The following is a 23,419-nucleotide window of genomic DNA, read 5'->3' as shown; positions in this document are numbered from 1 at the left end:
GTGCGTGGCGTTCCGCAGCCCGCCGAGTGAGAGGAACGTCGATGGGTGCCGGCCTTGCGCGCGTCACGATCGCCGCACCGCGCCGCCGCGTCGACCTGGCGCTGCCGGACCAGATCCCGCTCGCCGAGTTGCTGCCCGACCTGCTGCGCCACGCCGGTGAGTCGCTGGCCGACGAGGGCGAGCGGCACGGCGGCTGGCTGCTGCGCCGGCCGGACGGCGCCCCGCTGCTCGGTGGCCGCCCGCTGCGCGCGCAGGGCATCCGGGACGGCGAGATCCTGCACCTGACGCCGGCCCGGGCACACTGGCCGGCACCGGAGTACGACGACGTGGTGGACGTGATCGCGGGCGCGGCCCGGCGGACCGGGCCGTGGTCCCCGGCCGCGACCCGGATCGCGACCCGCGCCGTCGCGGTCGCGCTGGTGCCGGCCGCGCTGCCGCCGCTGCTGCTCGCGCCGCCGTCCGCCGCCGGGGCGTACACCGCGGCCGGCCTGACCGTCGCGCTGCTGCTGGCCGCGGTCACCGCGTCCCGGGCCTACGGCGACGCCGGCGCGGCCGCGGTGGCCGGCGCGCTGGCGATGCCGTTCGCCGGCGTCTCCGGCGCGCTGCTGGTCGCGATGGACCGCACGGCCGCGCCCGCGTCCTGGTGGGGTGCGCCGGAGACGCTGGTCGCCGCGGTCGCGGTGCTGCTCGCCGCGCTGCTGGCCGCCGTCGGCACCGCCGTGCACCCGTGGATCCCGGCCGCGTGCGCGTCCGCGGCGCTGCAGGCCGTCCCGGCCGCCGCGCTGGCGCTGGCGATCCCCGCCGCGCACTCGGCCGCGGTGCTGGTCACGGCCGCGGTCTGCACGCTCGGCCTGCTCCCGCTGCTGGCGATCCGGCTCGGCCGGCTGCCGATCCCGGCGATCGCGCTGCCGCCACCGGTGACCGATCCGGACGATGACGACGATGCCGGGCTCGACGGGTTGCGGGAGGCCCGGCGGCGGCCGCCCCGTGAGACGGTGCTGGCCGCGCTGAGCCGCACCGACGAGTTCCTGACCGGTCTGCTCGCCGGGCACGCCGTGGTGATCACGGTGGCCGCGCTGGTCCTGGCGCTGCACGGCGGTGTGCCGGCGCGGATGCTGGCGGGCGCGGTCGCGGTGAGCGTGCTGCTGCGTACCCGCGGCCTGGTCACCACGCACCATCGTGTGCCGCTGCTCGCGGCCGGGACCGGCGTGCTCCTCGCGCTCGCGTCCACGGTGGCGGCCGAGGTGCCGTCGCCGCTGGTCGCCGTGCTGCTGGCGGCGACCGCGCTGACCGTGCTGGCGGCCGGTGCGGCCTGGTCGCGGCGTCCGCCGTCGCTCTACCTGGCGCGCGCCGCCGAGCTGCTGGACACGGCCGCGCTGGTCTCGCTCATCCCGCTGACCTGCGTGGTCCTCGGCCTCTACGCGAGTCTGCGGAACCTCAACGGATGAAGAAAGCGCGCCGGGCGAGTGCCCGGCGCGCTTCGATCATGGTGCGGGCTCAGTGGTGGTCTTCGCCGAGCTCTAGCGCCCGCTGGTGCCGCAGGATGGAGTTGCGGACCTCCTGCTCGGCCTCGACCCGGCCGGTCCAGGTGGCGCCCTCGACGGACTTGCCCGGCTCCAGGTCCTTGTAGACCGTGAAGAAGTGCTGGATCTCCATCCGGTCGAACTCGCCGAGGTGGTGGATGTCCCGCAGGTGCTCCTGACGCGGGTCCTCGAACGGCACGCAGAGGACCTTGTCGTCGCCGCCCATCTCGTCCTTCATCCGGTACATGCCGATCGCGCGGCACCGGATGAGACAACCCGGGAACGTCGGCTCCTGCACCAGCACGAGCGCGTCCAGCGGATCGCCGTCCTCGCCCAGGGTGCCCTCGATGAAGCCGTAGTCGGCCGGGTATTGGGTCGCGGTGAAGAGCGTGCGGTCCAACCGGATGCGCCCGGTCTTGTGGTCCACCTCGTACTTGTTGCGGTGACCCTTGGGGATCTCAACCGTAACGTCGAAATCCATGTTCACGCTCCCTCGTTCGCCCACGCTGGCTAACGGAACTCGCACAGCTCACGCCACACCCCGGGCACGGCCAATGCAGTCTCGGACCCCGTTAGTCTCCTCTAAAGCGGCGGGACAGGACGAGGAGGGGCTGGGGTGGGGAGGCAAGATTCACACAACGGCGACGAAAACGGTGATCAGTGCCGTGACGGAGCGCCGTCGGGAGTGTCCGCTTCAACGGACAAAAGCGACATAAATCCCGGTCCTGCTTCTCCCGAGAATACACAGGTGCCCGTCTCGAACGCGTCGGACCAGCCCAAACGCGCCGCCGAGCCGCAGTCCGCACCGTCCGAGCCCTCGTCCTCCCCGGCCACCCCATCCGATTCCGCGTCTCCCGCTCCGTCCATCCCATCATCCGGATCCGCGCTCCCGCGGAGCAAAACCCAAACCTCACAGACGCCACCGGGGTACGCCGAGCAGCCTCCACACCCGCCCCGCCCCCAGCCGCTCCGCCTCCCCTCGAACATCCGCCCCACGCTCTCCCACCCGGGCCGCCCGACCGACCCACCCCGCACTCCGCCCACACCCGAGCCCGCCGCACCTCAGCCCGCCGCACCTCAGCCCGCCGCGCCTCAGTCCGCCGCACCTCAGGATGTTGCGGCTCAGGACGCTGCGGCCAAGATGGCTTTGCCCGCGGTGGGTTCGCCGGAGCCTGCTTCGGGCGGGTCTGCTTCGCCCACGCCCACGGCTGCCTCGGCGACCGAGCAGACCGTGCGTCTGCCGCAGTCGCCCGTGGAGCATCGGCCGCCGGCCACCGAGGCGGGTCCGACCGCGCGACCGCCGGCCGACACCGATCAGACCGTGCGTCTGCCGCAGTCGCCCGTGGGGCGGCGGCCGGCCACCGAAGCGGCCCCCGTGGCGCGACCACCGGCCGACCGGGCACCGGCCGACCGGGCACCGGCCGACCGGGCACCGGCCGACCGGGCACCGGCCGACCGGGCACCGGCCGACCGGGCACCGGCCGACCGGGCACCGGCCGACCGGGCACCGGCCGACCGGGCACCGGCCGACCGGGCACCGGCCGACCGGGCAGCGACCGGGCCGGGCCCGGCCGGCGAGGGTCAGGCGCCGAAGGACGAGCAGTCGACCGCGGTGATACGGCGGGCGGATGCGCCGAGTGCGCCACCGGCGGGACCGGCGCCGCGGGACGAGCAGCCGACCGTGATCATTCCGCGCGGGGACCAGGGCGGCCCGGTAGGTGCGGCCGGGACCGGCGCACGGCCCCAGGGAACCGCATCGGTGCCGGCGGGCGGTACCGCAGGCACGGCGTCAGCCAGGTCGGCGGGCGCCGCGCCCGTGGCCGGGAACGCGGTGGCGGGGACGCGGGGGAGCGCGGCGGTGCCGCTGCCCAAGCCGGCACCCGGGCGGGCGACGGTGGGCTCGACAGTGAGTGCGGGCACGGTGCGGGAGTCGTCTGCCGTACCCGCTGAAGGGCTTGATGCCGGGCGTGGAACGGGAGCGGCCGGCGGGACCGGTGCCGATGGGGCAGTCGCGCCGGTGGCGCCGTGGCGGTCGCGGAAGGTGCTGGCCGGGGCCGGCGCGGCGGTCCTGGTGCTGGTGCTCGTGCTCGTGGTGGTGCTGGCCGGGCGGCCGGGCGCGGTGGAGGAGCCGGTGGCGGCGCCGACCACGGCGGGACCGGCCGCGGAGCCGCCGCCGCAGCCGGTGCTGGCGGCGAACACGGACACCGCGCCGATGCCGTCGGTGGCGGCGGTCGAGGCCGCGATCGGGCCGCTCGTGACCAACGGTGAGCTCGGGCCGGGCATGCACGTGTCGGTGCTGGACGTGGCGACCGGTGCCGAGTTGTACGGCTACCAGCAGGCCGATCCGGCCACGCCCGCGTCGACGACGAAGCTGGTCACGGCCGCGGCGTCGCTGGCGGCGCGCGGGACCGGTCATCGGATCCCGACGCGCGTGGTGGCCGGGTCCGCGCCCGGCGAGATCGTGCTGATCGGCGGCGGCGACCCGACGCTGGCGATCGGCGAGACCGCGGCGTACGAGGACGCGGCGCGCCTGGACACGCTGGCCGAGCAGGTCAAGAAGGCGCTGGGCAACGCCGAGGTGTCCCGGGTGGTGGTGGACTCGTCGCTGTTCACCGGCGCGCTCACCGGCCCGGGCTGGGACTCGGACGCGGTGTCCGCGGGCTACGGCGCACCGATCACCGCGTTGATGACGGACGGCGCCCGGGTCAATCCGAAGGCGACCGGCGGCGCGCGGCGGCACACCGCACCGGACCTGGCCGCGGGCCGGGCGTTCGCGGCACTGCTGGGGAAGAACGTGACGGTGACGAGCGGGCGGCAGCCGGGCGGCGGCACTCCGGCGACGCCGGCCGGCACCGGGTCCTCGGCCGCGGCGGTGACCGGGCCGGCGCCCGGGACCGAGCTGGGCCGGGTGGAGTCGCCGACCATGCTGCGTCTGGTCGAGGTGATGCTGACCGAGAGCGACAACGTACTGGCGGAGGCGCTGGCCCGGCAGGTGGCGATCGCGGGCGGCAGGCCGGCCTCGTTCGAGGGCGCGGCGGCGGCGACGCGGGACCTGATCGCCGGGCTCGGCCTGCCGGTGGACGGTTTCGGGCTGACCGACGGCAGCGGGCTGTCCCGGGACAACGAGATCAGCCCCGCGCTGCTGACGTCGCTGGTCCGGCTGGCCGCGGACGGGTCGCACCCGGAGCTGGGCGCGATGTTCGCCGGGCTGCCGGTGGGCGGCTGGTCGGGCACGCTGGACACCCGGTTCCGGGACCCGGCGCCGCCGGAGTCACGCGGCGGAGCCGGAGCGGTGCGGGCCAAGACCGGCTCGCTGGACGGCGTCAACGCGCTGGCCGGCGTGCTCACCACGGCGGACGGGCGGCTGCTGGCGTTCGCGCTGCTGGCCGACGAGGTGCCGTATCAGAAGGTGAGCAAGTGGCAGGCGGAGTGGAAACTCGACCGGATCGCGTCCGTGCTCGCCGCCTGCGGGTGCTGACCGGCGGAGCATCCCGGATCTTGATGGTCGGCACGGGTCGCGGGTGGTGACGCGCGGGTACGTTGGGTTTCATGACGCAGTTCGTGGACTGGGATCTGGCCGCCGCCACCGCGGGAGCCCTGGGCAAGTCCGGGCCACGGGTGACCTATGACGAGGCCGCCGCGGTCGTCGCGGACCTGCGGCGGCTCACCGACGAGGCCGCGGGTCACGTCGCGGCGTATACCGGGCTGACGTCCCGGGTGGACCACCCGCCGGTGCGCGTGGTCGACCGGCGGGACTGGGCCCAGGTCAACATCGAGGGCCTGCGCACCGTGATCGCGCCGCTGATCGGCAAGCTCACCGGCGACAGGGCACCGAACCCGATCGCGGACGCGATCGGCTCCCGGGTGACCGCGGTGCAGGCCGGCGGCGTGCTGGCCTACCTGTCGGGCAGGGTGCTCGGGCAGTACGAGGTGTTCTCCGGCGAGCACGGCCGGCTGCTCCTGGTCGCGCCGAACATCGTCGAGGTGGAGCGCAAGCTCGGCGCGGACCCGCGCGACTTCCGGCTCTGGGTGGCGCTGCACGAGGTCACGCACCGCACCCAGTTCACGGCCGTGCCGTGGATGCGCGGCTACTTCCTGGAGCAGGTCCAGGCGTTCGTGGACGCGTCGCAGTCCGGCGAGGAACCGCTGGCGGAGCGGCTGCGCCGGGCGGTCGGCACGCTCTCCGACGCGGTCCGCGACCCGGAGAGCCGGTCGTCCGTGCTGGACCTGGTGCAGACGCCCGCGCAGAAGGAGGTGCTGGACCGGCTGACCGCGCTGATGACGCTGCTGGAGGGCCACGCCGAGTTCGTGATGGACGGCGTCGGCCCCGAGGTGATCCCGAGCGTGGAGACGATCCGGGCTCGGTTCAACCGGCGCCGCGAGGCCGGCAACCCGCTGGAGAAGGCGGTTCGCCGGCTGCTCGGCGTGGACGTGAAGATGCGGCAGTACGCGGAGGGCCGCAAGTTCGTGCACGGCGCGGTGGAACGGCTCGGCATGGCCGGCTTCAACAAGATCTTCGAGTCGCCGGCCACGCTGCCGCGCGTGGACGAGTTGGGCGACCCGGACGCCTGGGTGCGGAGGGTCGGCCTCCAGGCCGGTGAGGGGGTGGGTGGCCAGGGCGGCAGCGAGGGCCCGGGAACGGATGCGACCAGCGAGTCCGGCCCGGCCTCCCGGCCGGACGGCGATTGACCGGTTAGCGTTTTTCCATGGCTCGGATAGCGCCGCCGGTCGCGGAGATGCGGGTGGCGGTGCGTCGCGCCCTGACCGGCTTCCCCCCTGATGGACTGGTGCTCACGGCGTGCTCCGGCGGCGCCGACTCGCTCGCGCTGGCCGCGGCCGTCGCGTTCGTCGCGCCGCGGCTGGGCCTGCGCGCCGGCCTGGTCACGGTCGACCACCGGCTGCAGGACGGCTCCGGCGACCGGGCCGCGGCCGTGGCCGGCTGGGCCCGCGAGGCCGGGCTGGACCCGGTCGAGGTCGCGGCCGTGACGGTCGCGGGCCGGCCGGGCGGTCCGGAGGCGGCCGCGCGGGAGGCCCGCTACGCCGCGCTGGCCGAGGCCGCGCGCCGGCACGACGCCGTCGCGGTGCTGGTCGGCCACACCCGGGACGACCAGGCCGAGACCGTGCTGCTGGCACTCGCGCGCGGCGCCGGGATAAAGGGCCTGGCCGGTATGCGGGAGCGCCGGCCGCTGCCCGGCGCGGACGACGTGCTGCTGGTCCGGCCGCTGCTGGAGATCACCCGAGAGCAGACGCACAAGGCCTGCGTGGCGCTCGGCCTGCACCCGTGGTCCGACCCGCACAACGCGGATCCGGCGTACGCGCGCAGCCGGGTCCGGGCCGACGCGCTCCCCGCGCTGGTCGCGGCGCTCGGCCCGCGCGTGGTCGGCAACCTGGCGCGCACGGCCGGGCTGCTGGCGGCGGACTCCGCCGCGCTGGACGGACTGGCGAGGACCGCGCTGGCCGAGGCGCGCGGCTCCGGCGGGGGCGGACTCCGGGTGGGGACGCTCTCCGGGCTGGACCCCGCGATACGCAGCCGGGTGCTGCACCTCTGGGCGCGTGAGCTGGGCGCGCCCGGCACCGCGCTGTCGCAGCGGCACGTGTCCGCACTGGACGCGCTGGTGGTGGACTGGCACGGGCAGGGCTCGGCCTACCTCCCCGGTGGGATCGCGGTACGCCGTTCCGGTGACGCGCTGGCAGCCGTGACCACCGACACAGAAGTCGATCAAATCGGGTGATCTTGGACGGCGCCGCGGCGTACCCTCGACGGTTTCAGGCTTTAAGGGCCTTTTTGGCCTTTTTGAATGTGCGGCCGGAGGTCCGAAATCTCCCGGGGTGCGCGACGGCGCGTAACCTTCATGGGGCAGGCTAGGACCATGGCTGACGGGTCCTGGTACGACGCGGACATCGAACGCGTGATCATCTCTGAGCAGCAGATCCGCGACAGGATCGCGGAGCTGGCCAAGCAGGTCTCCGCCGACCACGCCGACGCGGCGGACGGCGTGCTGCTGGTGTGCGTGCTGAAGGGCGCCGTGATGTTCATGGCGGACTTCGCACGCGAGCTGGGCCGCCTCGGCCCGTCCAGCGAGATGGAGTTCATGGCCGTTTCCTCCTACGGGCAGGGCACCACCTCGTCCGGCGTGGTCCGCATCCTCAAGGACCTGGACCGCGACATCGCCGGCCGGCACGTGATCGTGGTCGAGGACATCGTCGACTCCGGCCTCACGCTCTCCTGGCTGCTGAAGTACCTGGAGTCGCGCGGCGCCGCCTCGATCGAGGTGGTCGCGCTGTTCCGCAAGCCGGAAGCGATCAAGGTCCCGGTCGAGGTGCGCTACGTCGGCTTCGACATCCCGAGCGAGTTCGTGGTCGGCTACGGGCTGGACTTCGCGGAGCGCTACCGCGAGATGCCGTACGTCGGAGTGCTCAAGCCCGAGGTCTACGCGCGCTCCTGATTACGCCTTGAGCTGACTCGTGTCGGTTGGGTGAAGCTTCAGCGCACTCTCAGAAAACCGGACTACCGTGCTGAACGGCGCGCGAGAGCGCGCTGCGGGGCCCGGGTATTCACGGGGCTCGCAACCTCACCCGTCGCACCTACGGTGTACCGTCGAATGACCGATGGCGCCGCCCGCCGGCGCCCGCGGTTGTCACAGCGTCTCCCTGGGTAGGGGAGGTCGTGGGGGCAGCGTTGGTGGTAGACAAGCCGGACGATCAGGAGGGTGCGGGCGCCAGGCGCTCGACAACAGTATGGAACGCACGCGTTTCTTCCGCCGCCCGGTGATCTGGATCATTCTGGTGATCGCCGCCGCGATCGCCGCCAGCTCCTTCTTCACGGGCGGCCCCAGTTATCACCGGGTCGAGACATCGGTCGCACTCGACAGACTCAACGAGGGCAACATCAAGAATGCCGTCTACGAGGACAAGGAGCAGACGCTCCAGCTCGAGCTGAACGGCAAGACCGCCTTCGGGGACACCACGACCGACCGGATCGAGACCCAGGTCCCGTACGAGGTCAGTGACGACATCTGGGCCGCCGTGGTCCAGGCCAAGGCCGCCGGCAAGATCACCGGCACGATCGACGCCAAGGTCACGCGCGACAGCGTCCTACTGACGCTGCTGCTGAACCTGCTGCCGATCCTCATCCTCGTCGTTCTTCTGCTGCTGTTCATGTCGCAGATGCAGGGCGGCGGCTCGCGGGTGCTCAACTTCGGCAAGTCCAAGGCCAAGATGATCACCAAGGACACGCCGAAGACGACGTTCTCGGACGTCGCCGGCGCGGACGAGGCCGTCGAGGAACTGCACGAGATCAAGGACTTCCTGCAGAACCCGTCGAAGTACCAGGCACTGGGCGCCAAGATCCCGAAGGGCGTGCTGCTCTTCGGCCCGCCCGGTACCGGTAAGACGCTGCTGGCCCGCGCGGTCGCCGGCGAGGCCGGCGTCCCGTTCTACTCGATCTCCGGCTCGGACTTCGTCGAGATGTTCGTCGGCGTCGGTGCCTCCCGCGTCCGCGACCTGTTCGAGCAGGCCAAGGCGAACGCGCCGGCCATCGTCTTCGTCGACGAGATCGACGCGGTCGGCCGGCACCGCGGCGCCGGCATGGGCGGCGGTCACGACGAGCGCGAGCAGACGCTCAACCAGCTGCTCGTCGAGATGGACGGCTTCGACACCAAGGGCGGCGTCATCCTGATCGCCGCGACCAACCGGCCGGACATCCTGGACCCGGCGCTGCTGCGCCCCGGCCGCTTCGACCGCCAGATCGCGGTGGACGCGCCCGACATGGAGGGTCGCAAGGCCATCCTCCGGGTGCACGGCAAGGGCAAGCCGTTCACGCCGGACGTCGACCTCGACGCGGTCGCGCGGCGCACGCCCGGCTTCTCGGGCGCGGACCTGGCCAACGTGATCAACGAGGCGGCGCTGCTGACCGCGCGGCACGAGAAGCGGGCGATCTCGAACGAGTACCTGGAAGAGTCGATCGACCGGGTGATCGCGGGACCGGAGCGCAAGACCCGTGCGATGAGCGACGGCGAGAAGAAGATCACCGCGTACCACGAGGGTGGGCACGCGCTGGTCGCCTGGGCGCTGCCGCACTCCGCGCCGGTGCACAAGGTGACGATCCTGCCGCGCGGCCGCTCGCTCGGTCACACGCTGGTCCTGCCGACCGAGGACAAGTACACGCAGACGCGCGCCGAGATGATCGACACCCTGGCGTACGCGCTGGGTGGCCGCGCCGCGGAGGAACTCGTCTTCCACGAGCCCACCACCGGCGCCGGCAACGACATCGAGAAGGCGTCCGGCCTGGCCCGCGCCATGATCACGCAGTACGGCATGAGTTCGAAGCTCGGCGCGGTCAAGTACGGCACCAGCGGCGACGAGCCGTTCCTGGGCCGCACCATGGGCCACGAGCGCGACTACTCCGACTCGGTCGCGGCGGAGATCGACGGCGAGGTGCGGGCGCTCATCGAGCTCGCGCACGACGAGGCGTGGGAGATCCTGGTCGAATACCGGGACGTGCTGGACAGCATGGTGCTGGAGCTGATGGAGAAGGAGACCATCTCCCAGGCCGACATGGCCCGCATCTGCGCCCGCGTGCAGAAGCGCCCGCCGATGGCGCCGTACAACGGCTTCGGCAAGCGCCGCCCCTCCACCGACCCGCCGATCCTCACCCCGGCGGAGAAGGAGAAGCTCAAGGCGCAGGCCGCGTCGGACGGCGCCGAGGCGACCGTCGGATCCGGCCCGGCGTCCCCGGAGTCGAACAACTCGGACGGCACGCACTGAGCTCCAACGGTTCACAGCCCAGCCCCGCCGGCGAGGACACCTCGTCGGCGGGGTTGGACTATCTCGCGGCACGGCTCGTCGACGGCAAGCTCACCGGCACGCCCGTCGAGGACGCCGTCGACCTGCCCCGGATCGAGGCCGCGGTCCGGGAGATCCTGATCGCGCTCGGCGAGGACCCGGAGCGGGACGGGCTGAAGAAGACCCCGGCCCGCGTGGCACGTGCCTACGCCGAGCTGTTCGCCGGTCTCCGCGTCGACCCCGCGGCGGTGCTCACCACCACGTTCGAGGCCAACCACGAGGAGTTGGTGCTGGTCCGCGACATCGACGTGATGTCGCTCTGCGAGCACCACCTGCTGCCGTTCCACGGCGTCGCGCACATCGGCTACATCCCCGGCCCGCACGGCCGGATCACCGGCCTGTCCAAGCTGGCCCGGCTGGTCGAGGTCTTCGCCCGCCGCCCCCAGGTGCAGGAGCGGCTCACCTCACAGATCGCCGACCTGCTCACCGAGAAGCTCGCGCCGCGCGGCGTCATCGTGGTGATGGAGTGCGAGCACATGTGCATGGCGATGCGCGGCATCCAGAAGTCCGGATCCAAGACCATCACCTCCGCGGTACGCGGTGGACTCCAGACCGACGCCAAGTCCCGCGCCGAGGCGATGAGCCTGATCCTGGGCCGGGTCTGACCGCGCCCGGATCGACGGGGACGCGCCGTCCACGCCCGCAGGGCCTCGGCCGGCGCCGCGGGTTCTCTGCTGGCCCGGTGGCCGTGGGCTTCCTGCTGGCCTGGTGGCCGTGGGCTTTCTGCCGGTTCGGTGAGCTGCGGGCTTCCTGCCGGTCCGGTGGCCGTGGGTTCCCGCCGGTCCGGTGAGCCGTGGGCCCTCTGCTGTGCCGGTGAGCCGGGGTATGCGGCGGAAGCCGCGGCTCTTCCCCTGCCCACAGCGTCGCCGGCAGGGAGGAGCGCCAGCGACGACCGGTGCCCGCGGGAGCATGCGGGCGGTGCCACGCCGGAAGCGGGAAGACAGCTTCGAAGATCTTGCTTTTGATCTTGTCGCTGTTTCTGATCTTGTCGCTGTTCTAGGTCGCCAGCGCGATCACGCCGACCCCCACGCAGGTCAGCACGCTCGGCGCGGCACAGACGAGCAGGCCCAGCAGCGGGGTGCGGTCGGCGCGGCCGTCATCGCCGCGCGGGAACGCCAGGCCGATCGCGAACCAGCCCAGCGCGAACGCCAGCGCCGGCAGCGTCACGCCGAACAGCAGCGCGAACGCGAGCAGCGCCTCCGAACGCGCGGTCGTGTAGAGCGCCAGCTGAATCACCAGCACGGCCGCGGCCAGCGCGCCGTAGACGACCAGGTTGCGGACCCACACCGGCGTCCGCGGCACCGCCGGCCGGTGCGGAGGCAGCTTCGCCTCCGCCGCCTCCACCGTGGCCCGGGCCCGCTGCAACGCGGACCGGATCGCGGCCGGCCCGTCGCCCATGCCCACCGAGACCGCCGTGACCTCGTCCAGCGTCGGGATCAGCGCGGCCTCCTCGGCGCCCAGCTCACGCAGGCGAGTGCGCTGCGTGACCAGGCGGGCGCGAACCACCGCAAGATCGTCGTGGGCGGCCCGGACCGGCCGGTCGAGCCCGGCCACGACCGTGGCGTCCCGACGGGCCACATCCAGCTCACGGGCGGCGTCCAGGTAGGCGGCCCAGGCGTCGTCCGTCACGTCTCCCTCGCCTCCGCCGGCCGGGCCGTGCTCCGCGGCGCCGGAAGAACGTGCTGCTTGGGCTCGGTGCGGAACGGGATGAACGGCGTGCTGATCCCGGACCGGCGATCGTGCAGTAGCGCGCCGGCCCGCTCCGCGCCATCCCCGATCAGCTGGTCGACCTCCTCGGCGGGCAGATCCAGCAGCGCCAGACCGGAGATCTCGGCCGCCGCCCCGCTCAAGTCGCCGGTCAGCCGGTGCGTGCCGCGCCACCAGGAGAGCACGTGCACGCCGTTCGCCGGGCCGGTGCGCAGCAGGCGGGAGAGCCGGTCCGGCGGAAGCGTCACCCGGTCGCCCGCATCCAGGCCGAACACCACCAGATAGGCGGGCTCCTCCAGCTCCAGCGCCTTGGTCAGCCCGGCCGCGTCCAGGTGCTCCACCTCGTGCCGGCGGGCCAGCGCGGTGGCCAGCGCGGCCGCGTGCCGGTCCGCGTCCGGGACCAGCGTGCACACCAGGAAACGGGCGGTGCCCGGCGCGTGGTGAGCGGAGACGCTGCGGGTGGCGGCGTGCAGCAGATCCGGTGCCTGCGGCGCGGCGCCGACGATCGCCAGGTGCCGACCGGGCGACGCGTCCAGCGGGAACGCGACGGGCGGGGGCGGACTGATGGCGATCCTGCCCGGCAGCGGGCGGCCGAGCAGCACGTCCGTCGTCCGTGCTGCGTGCGGCTCCGGCGTGGTCCGGGGCGCCGGCTCGGCGGCCTTCGGTTCGGGCTCGGTCGTTCGGGGAGCCGGGTCGGTGCCGCGGGGGCGGGGTGGGGTCGCGTCGAGGCGGCTGTGGAGCTCGCTGAGCGCCCTCCGGTCCGCGCTCGGATCAGGGAAGCGGACCAGGCGCTCGTGGCCTCTGGTGGCGTTCCTGGGGCCGCCGAGCCCGCCCGCGGTGTTGACCACGGCCGTCCCCACCGGAAGGCTCTGCGCCGACTCGTTCGTGGGCTCCAGCACGTCGCCGCCGCCGGGCAGCGCGATGCGGACCGTCCACTGGGCGAAAAGGCCGTCCCGCTCGTGCAGCGCCGGGATCGCGCGCGGCGACCGGCTGCTCATGACCAGGTGGATACCGCATGATCGGGCACCGCGGGAGATCGCGGTCAGCGGCTCGAGGAGTTCCGGGCGGCCCTGCAGCAGCGGCACGAACTCGTCGATCACGCACACGATCCGAGGGTACGTCTCCCGGCTGCCCGGCTTCGTCCCGTCGGTCAGCGCGGCACGCAGGTCGGCGAAGCGAGTCGTGCCGTGCCGGGCCGCGAGCGCGGCGCGACGGTCCAGCTCCTCGGTGAGACGGCCGAGGACCTGCTCGGCGTCACCCGCCACGGACCTCGGATGCGGTGCGCTCCGCCCCACCACGAAGAGCGTGAGCTCGTCGGGGGAGTAGCGAGCGGTCAGGCCGGCCAGCGCGGCGGTCAGGAACGCCGACTTGCCCGCCGACCCGCGGCCGCCGATCAGCCAGTGCGGCGCCAGATCGGTCAGCTGCACGGTCACCGTCCGCTCGCCGTCCCGGCCCACCACCGTCACCAGACCGTCGGTGGCGTCCTCCGTCCACAGCTCGGCCGGCAGCACGTCCCGCAGCGAGGGCCGCTCGAACGCGAGGAAGCCGGACGCCAGCCGCCGGCAGACCGCGGCCAGCATCTCCGCCGGCGGATCACCGTCCAGCAGGACCGGAGAGTTCAGGCCCACATCGTTCGGCTGAGCCGCGAACGAGGCGCCGGGCGGGTCGCCGACTATGGCGTAGGCCTCGCGGAGCGTGATCGGGGTGCTGAGCGGAAGCGGCTGGGCCGGCAGGCCGGTGGCGAGCGCGGGCGGGGGCCAGCCGGCCACCAGCAGGTGCAGGCCGGCCTCGGGACCACGGGCGGCCAGCTCCCGGAAACGCAGCAGGTCGACGGGATCGGCACCGGCCGGGAACGAGGAGACGACGAGCAGGAGGAGCCGCTTGTCATCCCGCTTCTGCTCCCGCTTGCGCTGCTCCGGCTTGCGGGGTTCGGTGTGGCGGGTCTCCGGGCCCCGGGCCGCGGGGTGCTGGTTGTCCGTGGTCCCGACTGCGAGGTGCGGGCTGTCCGTGGTCCGGGCTGCGGGCTGCGGGCTGTTCGTGGTCCGGGTCGCGGGGTGCTGGCTGTCGTTGGCCCGGGTCTCCAGGAGGTGGGCCTCGGCGGTGCGGGTGTCCGGGGCCCGGGTGTCCGGGGCCCGGGTGTCCGGGGCCCGGGTGTCCGGGGCCCGGGTGTCCGCGGCCCGGGTGTCCCAGGGGCGATTGTCCGGGGTGCGTTTGTCCCGGGCGTGGGCATCCGGCGCGGGGTTCTCCAGGAGGCGGGGATCCGGGCTGCGGAGGCGAAGCCACTGCTCGGCCTCGGTCAGGACGGCGCGCAGCCCTTCCGGATCCGTCGCCGGCGGCGGCATCAGACCCGCCTCCGCCAGCGCGGCGAACGGGGCGAAGACGGCGTCGTCCGCGCCGTCGACCGCGCGCACCAGCACCGAGCCCGGCTCGGTCGACGCCAGCAGACGCAGCAGAACAGCCCGCAGCAGGGCGGCCGTGCGCGGATCGCGCCCATCCGCGTCCACCGTCAGATGACCGGTCCCGGCCAGTGGCACCACGGCCGGAAAGCCCGCCTCCGGCAACGGCCGAGCCGTGCCGACCCGGACGAACGTCGGCCGCCGGGCCGGAGACTCCGGCGGCACCTGCCCGGTCGCCAGATTCGCCCCCAGCCACCCCGGCGCCAGCATCGCCGCCGCCGCGGCCAGCCGCTCCGCCAGCCCGCGCTGCGCCCGCAGATCAGCCGGAGCCGGCGTCAACGCATGCAACCCCGCATCCGCCGCCGCCAGCACCGCCGCCGCCTGCCTGTGCAGGGCGGCGGCCCGGCTGACGTCCGTCTCGTCGTCGGCCACGCGCTCACCTCCCTACGGACACAGACCGTATCCCAGAAAAGGAGGAAATCCTGCATGTCACGGTCGTCCAGCCACCGAACCAGCCCCACCACGTCCCAGATCACCCGATCGGCATCCGCCTGATCCTGGTTGGAGGGTGTTGCGAGGGTCGATAGGCTCGAAGGGTGGAACAGAGCCAGCCGGACAAGCCGACCCAGCCACCGGCCGATCCGGCCACGCCGCTTGATGCGGGGCCGGTGACCCCGGAGTCGCCTAGGCCAGCTAAGAGGCGCCGTTCCTGGAGGACAGTCCTGCTGGTAATTGCGTCGATTCTGGGTGTGCTTTGTTCCGGCACAGTCGGCTACGGATTGTGGTGGTACAACCAGGAAACCAAACCCAACCGAAGTGCTCCGGACGTGGTCGTCGACAATTATCTGCGCGCTCTGTTGGTTGAGGAGAATCCCGTCCAACGATCACTCTACGAGTGCTCCGAACCCAAAGGGCTTGCAGCAATCGAAGGCTTGCAGCGTGACATCACAAATCGCGAGAAGATGTTCGGAGTCGACTTCCAAGTCACGTGGGGTTCTCTGGCTGAATCTGGCTCAGGATCAAGTCGGCAGGTGGCCGTCAATATACGACTATCGGCGGTTGTTGATGGTTTTCCTCAAAGCGATATCCAATCCTGGCAGTTGGATCTTCTTGGTAAAGATGAATGGCGCGTATGTGGTGCACGTAGACTAGAGTAGATGCTATTCGAGCCAGGCGAGGTGGACGGGCACTTCCATGGTTTTGGGGAGTTGGCCGGTCCAGGACCAGCGGTACCAGTCCAGTTCTGCTGCCACCCGTAGGCAGATGTCGCCCTCTGCGTTGCTGTAGAGGTCGGTGACCGATCGCAGATCGCGTCGTTCGACGCCGTCGACCATCTGCACCACCCGTCGTCCCAGCACGCTCGGCGCGTCGATCACCGGCACGGGATCTCGGCGGGTCGGCGCGTCCAGCGACACTAATCGGGACAGCACATCACGCGGCCCGTCGGAGGCCGGTGCCGAACCGATCGTCTCGATCCACACCCGTTCCTGCGGCACCAGCGGCGCGAAGACCTCGATCTGCTCCGCCTCGGCCCGATACCACTCCTGCTCCTGCATGATCGGCACGAACGTCCGGCTGCCCTGCACCACGCGCTCGTCGGCGCGCAGGTCGGCACGCCAGCCCAGCCCGGGCAGCCCGGTCATCACCCGACGACCGCGCAGGTCACCACCGCCGGTGGCCGGCATCGGCACGATCGCCCGCGGTGGCCTCGGCGCCCAGTCCGGTTGACCGGCGAACGGGTCCTCCGGCAGCGGTTCCCGGCTCACTGGCCGCCGTCCAGCGACGCGCCCTGATCCTTCATGAACGACACCGGATTGACCGCGCCCGCCGACGAACGGTCGTTGTTCGTGTGCACCTCGAAGTGCAGATGCGGGCCGGACGAATTGCCGCTGGACCCGACGCGGCCGATGACCTGACCGGCGTTGACCACGTCGCCCACCTTCGCGGACGGCCGCTCCACCATGTGGCAGTACCGGGTCATCAGGTTTCCGGCGTGCTGCACCTCGACGAACCAGCCGCAGCCGAGCTTGCCCGGGTAGCCGTCCACGTTGCAACTGCGGCCGGACGCGTCGTTGTCGCAGGCCGCGACCGTGACGATGCCGCTGGACGCGGCCCAGATCGGCGCGCCCTTACTGACGATCAGGTCGACGCCGTCGTGGTCCGGGCGCTCGGGTGTCCGGAAGCCGGAACCGACCATCGCCTTCACCGGGATGGTCCAGCCCGACGCGGCGACCTCGCCGGCAGCCGCGCAGCGCAGATCCGCGCCGCTCCCGATCGCCCGGGCGGCGCCGTTCGCCAGCAGGTTGACGATCTGCGTGGCGATCGGCTCGTGCTTCGCGTACGCGTCCGGGTAGGCGCTGCGCTGCACCGCCTGCGCCGCCGCCGTGAGCGACATGTCCTCCCAGCCCGCCACGGTGATCAGTTTTTCGTAGAACTTCGTGGACGCGTACTCCGGGTCCTGTAGCTGTTCCGGGGTGCCCCAGCCCATGCTGGGTCGCTGCTGAAAGAGCCCGAGCGAGTCGTGATCGTTTCGATCGCCGAGAAATCCCAGGTTGGAGAGCCGGGACTCCTGCATGGCGGTGGCGACCGCGACGACCCACCCGCGGGGCGGCACGCCCAGCTTCGAGCCCACGTTGATGATGACGGCGGCGTTCCGAACCTGGACCTTGCCGTACGGACCGATCGCCGGAAGATTGCCGTCGGCGCTCACCGGGCCGCCCTCGCCGCAGCCGTACGCGCTCAGGGTCATGGTGTTGTCGTCGACGCCGCCGAGCCCGCCGAGGAAGAACGCGCTCACCGTGCCGCCGCAGCAGAGCAGCGTCAGCGTGGCGGTGAGCGCGACCGCCAGCGCGACCCGCCGTATTCGCAGTCTGGGGCGAGGCGCGTCCCCGTAGTCACTCACGCCCGTCTCTCCTCCGTGCCGCGAGTCCGGGGCGCCGAGTCTCGCTCATGCCCGTTCCCAGTCGACGCTGTCCACCAGCCAGCGGCCCTCCGGCGCGACCAGCGTGAGCCGGAGGGTGCCGGAGTCCACGGGCAGCGTCACGTCGACCACGCTGTCCGCGTACGACGCGACGACCGGATCACCGGTGATCCGGTCGGCCGGAACGCCCGCCGGGTCGACGCCGTCCAGCTTGCCGGCCAGCGACTCCGTCGCGTGCGGCAGCATCCGGTCCAGCCAGGCCTCCGCGGAGACGTTCTGATGGTCCACCCACGCGGCCGCGAACGCGTACCCGACCGCTTCCGGCTTGGCACCGCCCGGACTGGTCGACGGCGTCGGCGGTGCGAGCGAGGAGACGGGCCCGTCGTAGTTGTAGCTCGGGTCGATCGACGGCCCGGCGGGCGTCGCCGTACCGCCGGAGACCACGGTCGGCCCACGATCCGTGGCGTTCCCGGAGAAGCCGCGGGCGACCCCCACGATGAGCAGCACGATCGCGAACAGCACGATCGCCACCCCGGCCCGGGATCGCAGCAGGCGCTTGACGATCAGGTCGAGGAACCGGCGCACCCGTTCATCACCTCGCCTCGGCACGCACCCGCGGCGTCTGCGGCGTCTGCGGTGCGGTGGTGGTCTGGCCCGTGTCCGGTCGATAGATCGCGTACGATGAGGGCGTGTCGGCCACGTCAGGTTCCGTCCACTGCGCGGGCCGGCGCGTCCGCCGCGGTGTGGCGCTTCCGCCGCCCTCGCCGCCGGCCACGGCCGGCTCGGCGTCGGTCACGTGCTCGGCACCATCCGGACGGGTACGCACCTGCGGCGCGCTGGTGGTCTCCGCCCGCGGAGACGCGTGCACCGGATCCTCCATACGAGCCTCCGGCCGTACGTTGATCTGTTCCACCGTCACGTCACGCTGCTTGATGCTCCGGCTGCCCCGGTCGTCGTTGTCGTCAGCGCCGATCCGTGAAGCCTCGCGCAGATCACGGAAGATGCGCCTCGACCACGAATCAGCCGCCGCGTTGTTCTTCCCACCCATCTGAGTGATTCGCCGATACGGACGCAGCAACATCCACCCAACCACACCACAGAGAAATACCAACACCACTTGAAGCCAGCCCGGCAACGTCGCCGTACTCATGATGAGGTCTACAGCGAACAGGTAGATCGCGGCACCGGTACCGAAGATTACAATATTGAATACTGCTGCTACAACTGCATTTGCAAGTCGCCGCAATCCTGCGCCGGCGGGTTGGAGTAATCCTACGGTTCCTACAATTGGGGCCGCTATAACCGCCCAACGGAAGATTAGAAACCCGAGGAGGACCAGAATTGCGGCTGTAATATCAAACAACGCAAAGAGAATTGCTGCGAGCATCGCAATGAATCCAGCGCCTACGCGCTCCATCCCCTTGGTGCCTGTAAGATACTCGTAAGCCGCAGGGTCCTCTGTTTTGATCTGTTCTGCGACCTTCATCCACTGGCGATTTTTTGCCGCGTAGGTGGCTTCCAGCGTGGTGGGGTTGGTGCGAATTTTTTCTGCTTCGTCCCAACGCAGCGCATGAGCGTCGTATAACGCCTCACCGTATTTTTGGGCAGTTGGCGAGTCGGCGGAGCCAAGAACTCCGCGTAGCCAGTTTCGGTAGAGCATCGACTCGGTGACTGTATCACTAGATCGGACGGCTGGCGGTCGTTTATCCACGCAGGCGTCAGGATTCGGCATGGCACACTTGTCTGGCGGAACGTCATCCTTGGCTGGTCCGATAGCATTGTGGACGACACTTAAAGAGGTGATGAGTGTCGAGTCGGCAAGATTGGCAGACTTGACCGGCCATGCTGCAAGTGCAGTCACGGCAACCATTACGAGCAGTGCCCAGCCGGCCGTCGTCATAGCGCTGCTCATGTCTGCTTGCTGTGACCGCCAGAGTAGATAAAGGCCAACCACGCAAAGTGTAATAATTCCGAAAACACTGAAGACCTTCTCATAAACTGCCTTGGTTGCCTGAGCAACTAGAGGATCTGCCCAACCCCACATTGTTTCAGGCTGCCAAGCTCTTTCGCGAAGTGCGTTCGAGGCTCCGATAATTGCCGTGGCGATCATGAACTCGCCATTCGCGGTGGTTGTTTCGAATCTGTATTCGGGGGCCGTCAATGTAGATAGGCATCCACCTTGGATGTCGTATGTGGAGTAGCTGTAGCCAGCATATCCGTAACTGCTATAGAGTCCGCCTGGACCAACTTGTTTCGAGGATTCGGGCCGACTCGCGAACCATCCTGCAAGCCCTGCATCAGGAGCACTTGGGTTAGGCGCCTTAAGGCACTCCGCCCGATCGCTGCTTACATCCGAGAGTCTGTCTACGCAGCTCTTGAAGTCGACTTGCCATTCTGCTGTGGTGCAAAGGTCTCCGGGAGCTGCCGCCCTAGACGTAAGCGAAGCTTGGGCCGGCGACGTGAATGGCCAGCTGATTGTTCCCATAGCCAGCACCAGCACAGCCAGGACTACAGCGCCGATTCGTCCTCCGGCCTGCCTCATCTCAGGCCTCCACATCGCCCGCGAGATCCAATGCTCCGACGCCCGCCGGCGGTGCTGCTGCGGCGGGGGTTGTGTCGAGGTAGTCGAGGAGACCCTCGACGTAACTTACGTCGACGCGGACCTTTTGGACGCGGCCGTCGACGTCTCGCATGATGAACTCGCGGAAGCCGAGCCGTGTGGCCGAGGAGCTGTCCACGTTGGAAAGCGACGCCAGCGTCGCCTCGTAGCCGTCGTTGACCGGGACCCGGAGCAGCCGCAGCGCCTCCGACGCGATCTCCTGGTCCTCGGCGATGCGGCCGACGAAGACCGTGGAGACCAGGTTCTGCACGTCGAGGCCGAGGATGTCGCGCGGGTTCTGGGACGCGACCAGCGCGGACAGGTTCCACTTACGCGAGTCGCGGGCGAGCCGGACCAGGAACGACCGGCCGGACCGCCAGCCCTCCATGAAGTGGGCCTCGTCCAGGCCGACCAGTTTCCGCGTGGTCATCGACCCGCCGTAGCTGCGCCGGACCGCGAGCCGGTGCGCGGTGTGCAGCATCGGCAGCGCCAGCGACTCCTCGGCCGACCAGTACTCGCGCTCGATCTTCAGGTCGGGCAGCCGCAGCCCGGCCATGGTGATCACGGTCAGCGCGGCGTCCGCGCCGAGCGCGTCCGGTGGCGGTGAGCCGAAGAAGAGCAGCGCGAGCGGCATCTCGGCGGTGTCGAGGAGCAGGTTGGCCAGTTCCTTGCCGTCGTCGTTGTCGAGCTGGGCGAGCGTCTGGACGACGTCGTCGAGCGTGGAGGTCTCCTCGGCGGGGACCTGCCGGACCGCGTGTCGCAGCAGGGTGGCGGTGGAGGCCTGGCGGGCGACCTGCGGCGGGACCAGCATCGAGCAGATGTCCTGGACCAGCATGCGGCGCTCGGCGCGCGCGTTGGAGACGGCGATCTCGAACTCGCGGTCGCCGGCGGGGCCGGGTGCGAACTCGGTCCGTTTCGGCGTCGGGATCAACGCGTACGGCGCCAGCGTGCCCTGCTCCGAACCGGTCAGGTTCAGCACGCGGGAGTACGGCCGCAGCTCCGGCATCGCGCAGAGCCGGGCCAGCGGGCCGGACGGGTCGAGCAGCGTGACCTGCACGCCGCGCCGCGCGGCGAGGTATCCGAGCGACCCCATCAGCGTGGACTTACCACCGCCGGGCTCGGCGACGAAGACCGCGAGTCCGGACCGCTCCCGGATCTCCATCGGGAAGTGCAGGTCGAGGAAGACCGGCCGGCGGCAGGTGCCGGCGGTGCGGCCGATCAGGTCGCCGCGGCGGTCGCCGACCGTGGACGCGGCCTGTGGGAGCGCGGCGGCGAGCAGCCGGACCGGCATGCGCCGGACGTATCCGGTGTTCGCGATCGGCTCGCCGGGGATGAACTCGCGGGCCAGCCAGTCCTGGTTCTTCGGGTGCTGCAGCGAGATCCGCAGCTCGCGCGAGTACATCTGGATCAGGCGCCGGGCCCGCTCCAGGCACTCCTCGCGGGTACGGCCGCTGACGGCGATGCGGTGCCAGCCGTGCGCGCGGGCGGACTCGACGGGCAGGCCGGTGGTCATCTCGTCGCCGATGTGCAGCGCGCGCTTGGCGAGGCGCTCCAGCTCGGGCGGCGCGTCGATGCCGTGCTCCGCGTAGTCGAGCTGCTGGGAGCGGATCATCCGCAGCCGGTGTTCGAGGTTCCGGAACGAGTCGTTCGGCCCGAGGATGTCGATCCGCGAGGAGAGCTCCATCGGCCAGGGCAGCCGCTCGTGGAAGTGCATCCACGGCTCGTGCCGCTCCGGGATCTCCAGCGGTTCCATCCGGCCGACGGAGAGCACGGCGACGTGCCGTTCCTCGCCGGTCATCCGGTTGACCAGCTTGACGGTCGAGCCGTACGGCGTGCGGTAGCGTTCGATCTGCTCGGTGAGTGAGAGCATGTCGCCGCGTTCCCACTGGCCGTTGGTGATCGGGGAGAGCGGGCCGGGCGGCGACATGCCGAGCGCGATCGACCGGTAGAGCAGCCATTCCAGCTCGCCGGGGGTGACCTGCCGGCCGCGCATGCCGAACGCGTTGAGCACCTCGTCGAACTGCTCGACGGTGCGGCCGAGCTTCTTGCGCTCGCCCTCGGCGACGCCGCGGCCGAACATCCGCAGGATGCGTTCGCTGAGCGAGTCGCCGAGCGAGCGCCGGGCGAACGTGACGCCCAGGTAGGTCTGGCCCTCGGAGTGGTTGACCGACATCAGGTGCCGCTGCGCGGAGACCAGGTGGTCGGACCAGGAGGTGCCGCCGGGCACGTCGGGCAGCGGGCGCAGCGTGTTCGTGTCGACCGTGCGCGCCCACTCGTCGGCCGGGAACGGCCGGTTGGTGCGCCGCAGGTGCAGCCGGAAGCCGGCCAGGCCCGCGTACTGCTCGGAGATCGCGGAGAGCAACGCCTCGCGTTCCGCGTCCGGCCGGAACGCCCACCGCACCTCGGGCAGCCAGTACCACGCGGTCACGGTGTTCGGCGTGAACGTCAGGTGCCCGGCGATCTCGGTGATCGCCAGCTCGACGGAGGGGTCGCGGTCGTTGAACTTCTTCGGCGCGCGGGCCGGGATGACCAGCTGCTGCTGCTTCTTCTCCTTGGCCGGCTTGCGCGCGGGCCGGCGATCGCCCTGCCGGACGGCCGGCAGGTTGCGCGCTTCGCGCGGTGCCGCGTCCAGTGCCGCGGCCGGCTTCAGCTCAGCGCCGGCCGGAGGAGCCACTTCAAGACCGTTTTCCGAGGGTACGGGTAGCTGCGATCCCGGCTCGGCGAGAGCTTGCGGGGCCGGCGGTGGCCCCGGTGGCGAGGGCACGGGCCGCGCCGGACGCCCGTGCGCATCGCCGCGTCCGGTGGGCGGCCTGCTCGCTCCGCCGGTCGCCCGCTCGCGCGCGGGGGCGGGTGCGGACGTGGTCGCGGCCGCGCGCCGGTCGCGGGTCTGCCACCGGCCGGCCGCGTGCTGCGGTGCGGCCGGCTTGCCGTTCTCCGGCCGCGTGGACGCGCTCGGCAGCGCGATCCCGGCCGGCTCCGGCTGGGCGGCCGGTGCCGGCTGCATGCGCGGCGCGTGCTGGGCGGCCTGCACCGGTGGCTGCACGGCCGGGGGTGCGGGCCGCACGGCCGGTGCCGGCGACGGCGTGGACGGGGCCGGCTGCGCGGCCGGTACGTGCGTGGTGGCGTCGCTCGGCGTACCCCCGAAGAGGTCGAGGAACGGTGAGTCGATGTCTGCGTTGTCGCCGCCGCGGGCCATGGTGGGCCGGCCTCTCACGGGCTGGGGCGCTTGGAAGCGCGCAACGGACCCGTGCCCGGGGTTCGTGACGAAGTCGGGCTCGGCGGCAAGATCGGGCACATCGTAGCCGTGCTGCTGCGTACCGTTACCGATGTTGCCGTTCTGATCTGCGGCCGGACGCGCTGCGCCCGGCTGGGACGACCGCGTCATGCGCTCGCCCCGCCCGAGGGCGTGCGTCGCAGGCCGGGGACCGGA

15 protein-coding genes and 1 pseudogene are annotated in these 23,419 nt (G+C 71.6%); 8 read left to right on the top strand and 8 right to left on the bottom strand.

The window, feature by feature from the left end; all coding sequences use genetic code 11:
• Window positions 1-41: 41 nt before the first annotated feature.
• Complete coding sequence (gene eccD / locus J2S43_RS33645; RefSeq protein WP_306836015.1) at window positions 42-1,448, top strand: type VII secretion integral membrane protein EccD; 1,407 nt, start codon at window positions 42-44, stop codon at window positions 1,446-1,448.
• A 49-nt stretch (window positions 1,449-1,497) separates the two neighbouring features.
• Here the strand turns inward: eccD and J2S43_RS33640 are convergent, their stop codons facing one another.
• A complete protein-coding gene (locus J2S43_RS33640) occupies window positions 1,498-2,004 on the bottom strand; it encodes an inorganic diphosphatase (protein ID WP_306836014.1) in 507 nt (168 codons plus the stop codon).
• A gap of 1,536 nt (window positions 2,005-3,540) precedes the next feature.
• Between J2S43_RS33640 and dacB the strand changes: the two genes are divergently transcribed.
• The 6 genes and pseudogenes from dacB (at window position 3,541) to folE (ending at window position 10,972) form a co-directional block, all read left to right on the top strand.
• A complete protein-coding gene (gene dacB / locus J2S43_RS33635; protein WP_370881807.1) occupies window positions 3,541-5,001 on the top strand; it encodes a D-alanyl-D-alanine carboxypeptidase/D-alanyl-D-alanine endopeptidase in 1,461 nt (486 codons plus the stop codon).
• A 71-nt stretch (window positions 5,002-5,072) separates the two neighbouring features.
• Window positions 5,073-6,122: pseudogene (locus J2S43_RS33630) on the top strand (zinc-dependent metalloprotease); the annotation flags it as partial.
• Window positions 6,123-6,229: 107 nt separating this feature from the next.
• Window positions 6,230-7,255 carry a tRNA lysidine(34) synthetase TilS gene (tilS, locus tag J2S43_RS33625; protein ID WP_306836010.1) on the top strand — a complete coding sequence of 342 codons (1,026 nt, stop codon included), beginning with the start codon at window positions 6,230-6,232 and terminating at the stop codon, window positions 7,253-7,255.
• Window positions 7,256-7,393: 138 nt separating this feature from the next.
• The gene (hpt, locus tag J2S43_RS33620) at window positions 7,394-7,969 is read left to right on the top strand and encodes a hypoxanthine phosphoribosyltransferase (RefSeq protein WP_306836009.1); all 576 of its coding nucleotides are present in this window, start codon (window positions 7,394-7,396) and stop codon (window positions 7,967-7,969) included.
• Window positions 7,970-8,261: 292 nt separating this feature from the next.
• The gene (gene ftsH, locus J2S43_RS33615; protein ID WP_306836007.1) at window positions 8,262-10,289 is read left to right on the top strand and encodes an ATP-dependent zinc metalloprotease FtsH; all 2,028 of its coding nucleotides are present in this window, start codon (window positions 8,262-8,264) and stop codon (window positions 10,287-10,289) included.
• A gap of 53 nt (window positions 10,290-10,342) precedes the next feature.
• Complete coding sequence (gene folE, locus J2S43_RS33610; RefSeq protein WP_306836005.1) at window positions 10,343-10,972, top strand: GTP cyclohydrolase I FolE; 630 nt, start codon at window positions 10,343-10,345, stop codon at window positions 10,970-10,972.
• Window positions 10,973-11,363: 391 nt separating this feature from the next.
• On the opposite strand, the gene J2S43_RS33605 is transcribed toward folE, so the two are convergent.
• Both J2S43_RS33605 and J2S43_RS42335 read right to left on the bottom strand, forming a co-directional pair.
• Window positions 11,364-11,996 carry a hypothetical protein gene (locus tag J2S43_RS33605; protein WP_306836004.1) on the bottom strand — a complete coding sequence of 211 codons (633 nt, stop codon included), beginning with the start codon at window positions 11,994-11,996 and terminating at the stop codon, window positions 11,364-11,366.
• Window positions 11,993-14,902: an FtsK/SpoIIIE domain-containing protein gene (locus tag J2S43_RS42335; protein WP_370881690.1), complete on the bottom strand. Its 2,910-nt coding sequence runs from the start codon at window positions 14,900-14,902 to the stop codon at window positions 11,993-11,995. Before J2S43_RS42335 ends, J2S43_RS33605 begins: the two co-directional genes overlap by 4 nt.
• A 164-nt stretch (window positions 14,903-15,066) precedes the next feature.
• Between J2S43_RS42335 and J2S43_RS33595 the strand changes: the two genes are divergently transcribed.
• Window positions 15,067-15,627, top strand: a complete 561-nt coding sequence (locus J2S43_RS33595) for a hypothetical protein (protein ID WP_306836002.1) — start codon at window positions 15,067-15,069, stop codon at window positions 15,625-15,627.
• 3 nt (window positions 15,628-15,630) lie between these two features.
• On the opposite strand, the gene J2S43_RS33590 is transcribed toward J2S43_RS33595, so the two are convergent.
• From J2S43_RS33590 to J2S43_RS33570, 5 genes are read right to left on the bottom strand one after another with little or no spacing between them, the layout of a single operon-like run.
• Window positions 15,631-16,236 carry a hypothetical protein gene (locus J2S43_RS33590; protein ID WP_306836001.1) on the bottom strand — a complete coding sequence of 202 codons (606 nt, stop codon included), beginning with the start codon at window positions 16,234-16,236 and terminating at the stop codon, window positions 15,631-15,633.
• Complete coding sequence (locus tag J2S43_RS33585; protein WP_306835999.1) at window positions 16,233-17,372, bottom strand: M23 family metallopeptidase; 1,140 nt, start codon at window positions 17,370-17,372, stop codon at window positions 16,233-16,235. The genes J2S43_RS33590 and J2S43_RS33585 overlap by 4 nt, the downstream gene beginning before the upstream one ends.
• Window positions 17,373-17,417: 45 nt before the next feature.
• Window positions 17,418-17,975: a hypothetical protein gene (locus J2S43_RS33580; RefSeq protein ID WP_306835997.1), complete on the bottom strand. Its 558-nt coding sequence runs from the start codon at window positions 17,973-17,975 to the stop codon at window positions 17,418-17,420.
• 7 nt (window positions 17,976-17,982) lie between these two features.
• On the bottom strand, window positions 17,983-19,932 hold the full coding sequence (locus J2S43_RS33575; RefSeq protein ID WP_306835995.1) for a DMT family transporter: 1,950 nt from the start codon (window positions 19,930-19,932) through the stop codon (window positions 17,983-17,985).
• 1 nt (window position 19,933) lies between these two features.
• On the bottom strand, window positions 19,934-23,203 hold the full coding sequence (locus tag J2S43_RS33570) for an ATP-binding protein (RefSeq protein WP_442320052.1): 3,270 nt from the start codon (window positions 23,201-23,203) through the stop codon (window positions 19,934-19,936).
• Window positions 23,204-23,419: the final 216 nt, after the last annotated feature.

It is taken from the genome of Catenuloplanes nepalensis (genome assembly GCF_030811575.1).
Lineage (GTDB): Bacteria > Actinomycetota > Actinomycetes > Mycobacteriales > Micromonosporaceae > Catenuloplanes > Catenuloplanes nepalensis.
Note: the sequence above shows the minus strand (reverse complement) of the source record. Positions and strands in the feature narration are given on the sequence as shown.

Bases quoted from the DNA above. Each gene is read 5' to 3' on its own strand.
- eccD (WP_306836015.1), top strand. From the start codon at position 42: ATGGGTGCCGGCCTTGCGCGCGTCACGATCGCCGCACCGCGCCGCCGC.
- J2S43_RS33640 (WP_306836014.1), bottom strand. From the start codon at position 2,004: ATGGATTTCGACGTTACGGTTGAGATCCCCAAGGGTCACCGCAACAAG.
- tilS (WP_306836010.1), top strand. From the start codon at position 6,230: ATGGCTCGGATAGCGCCGCCGGTCGCGGAGATGCGGGTGGCGGTGCGT.
- hpt (WP_306836009.1), top strand. From the start codon at position 7,394: ATGGCTGACGGGTCCTGGTACGACGCGGACATCGAACGCGTGATCATC.
- ftsH (WP_306836007.1), top strand. From the start codon at position 8,262: ATGGAACGCACGCGTTTCTTCCGCCGCCCGGTGATCTGGATCATTCTG.
- J2S43_RS33575 (WP_306835995.1), bottom strand. From the start codon at position 19,932: ATGAGGCAGGCCGGAGGACGAATCGGCGCTGTAGTCCTGGCTGTGCTG.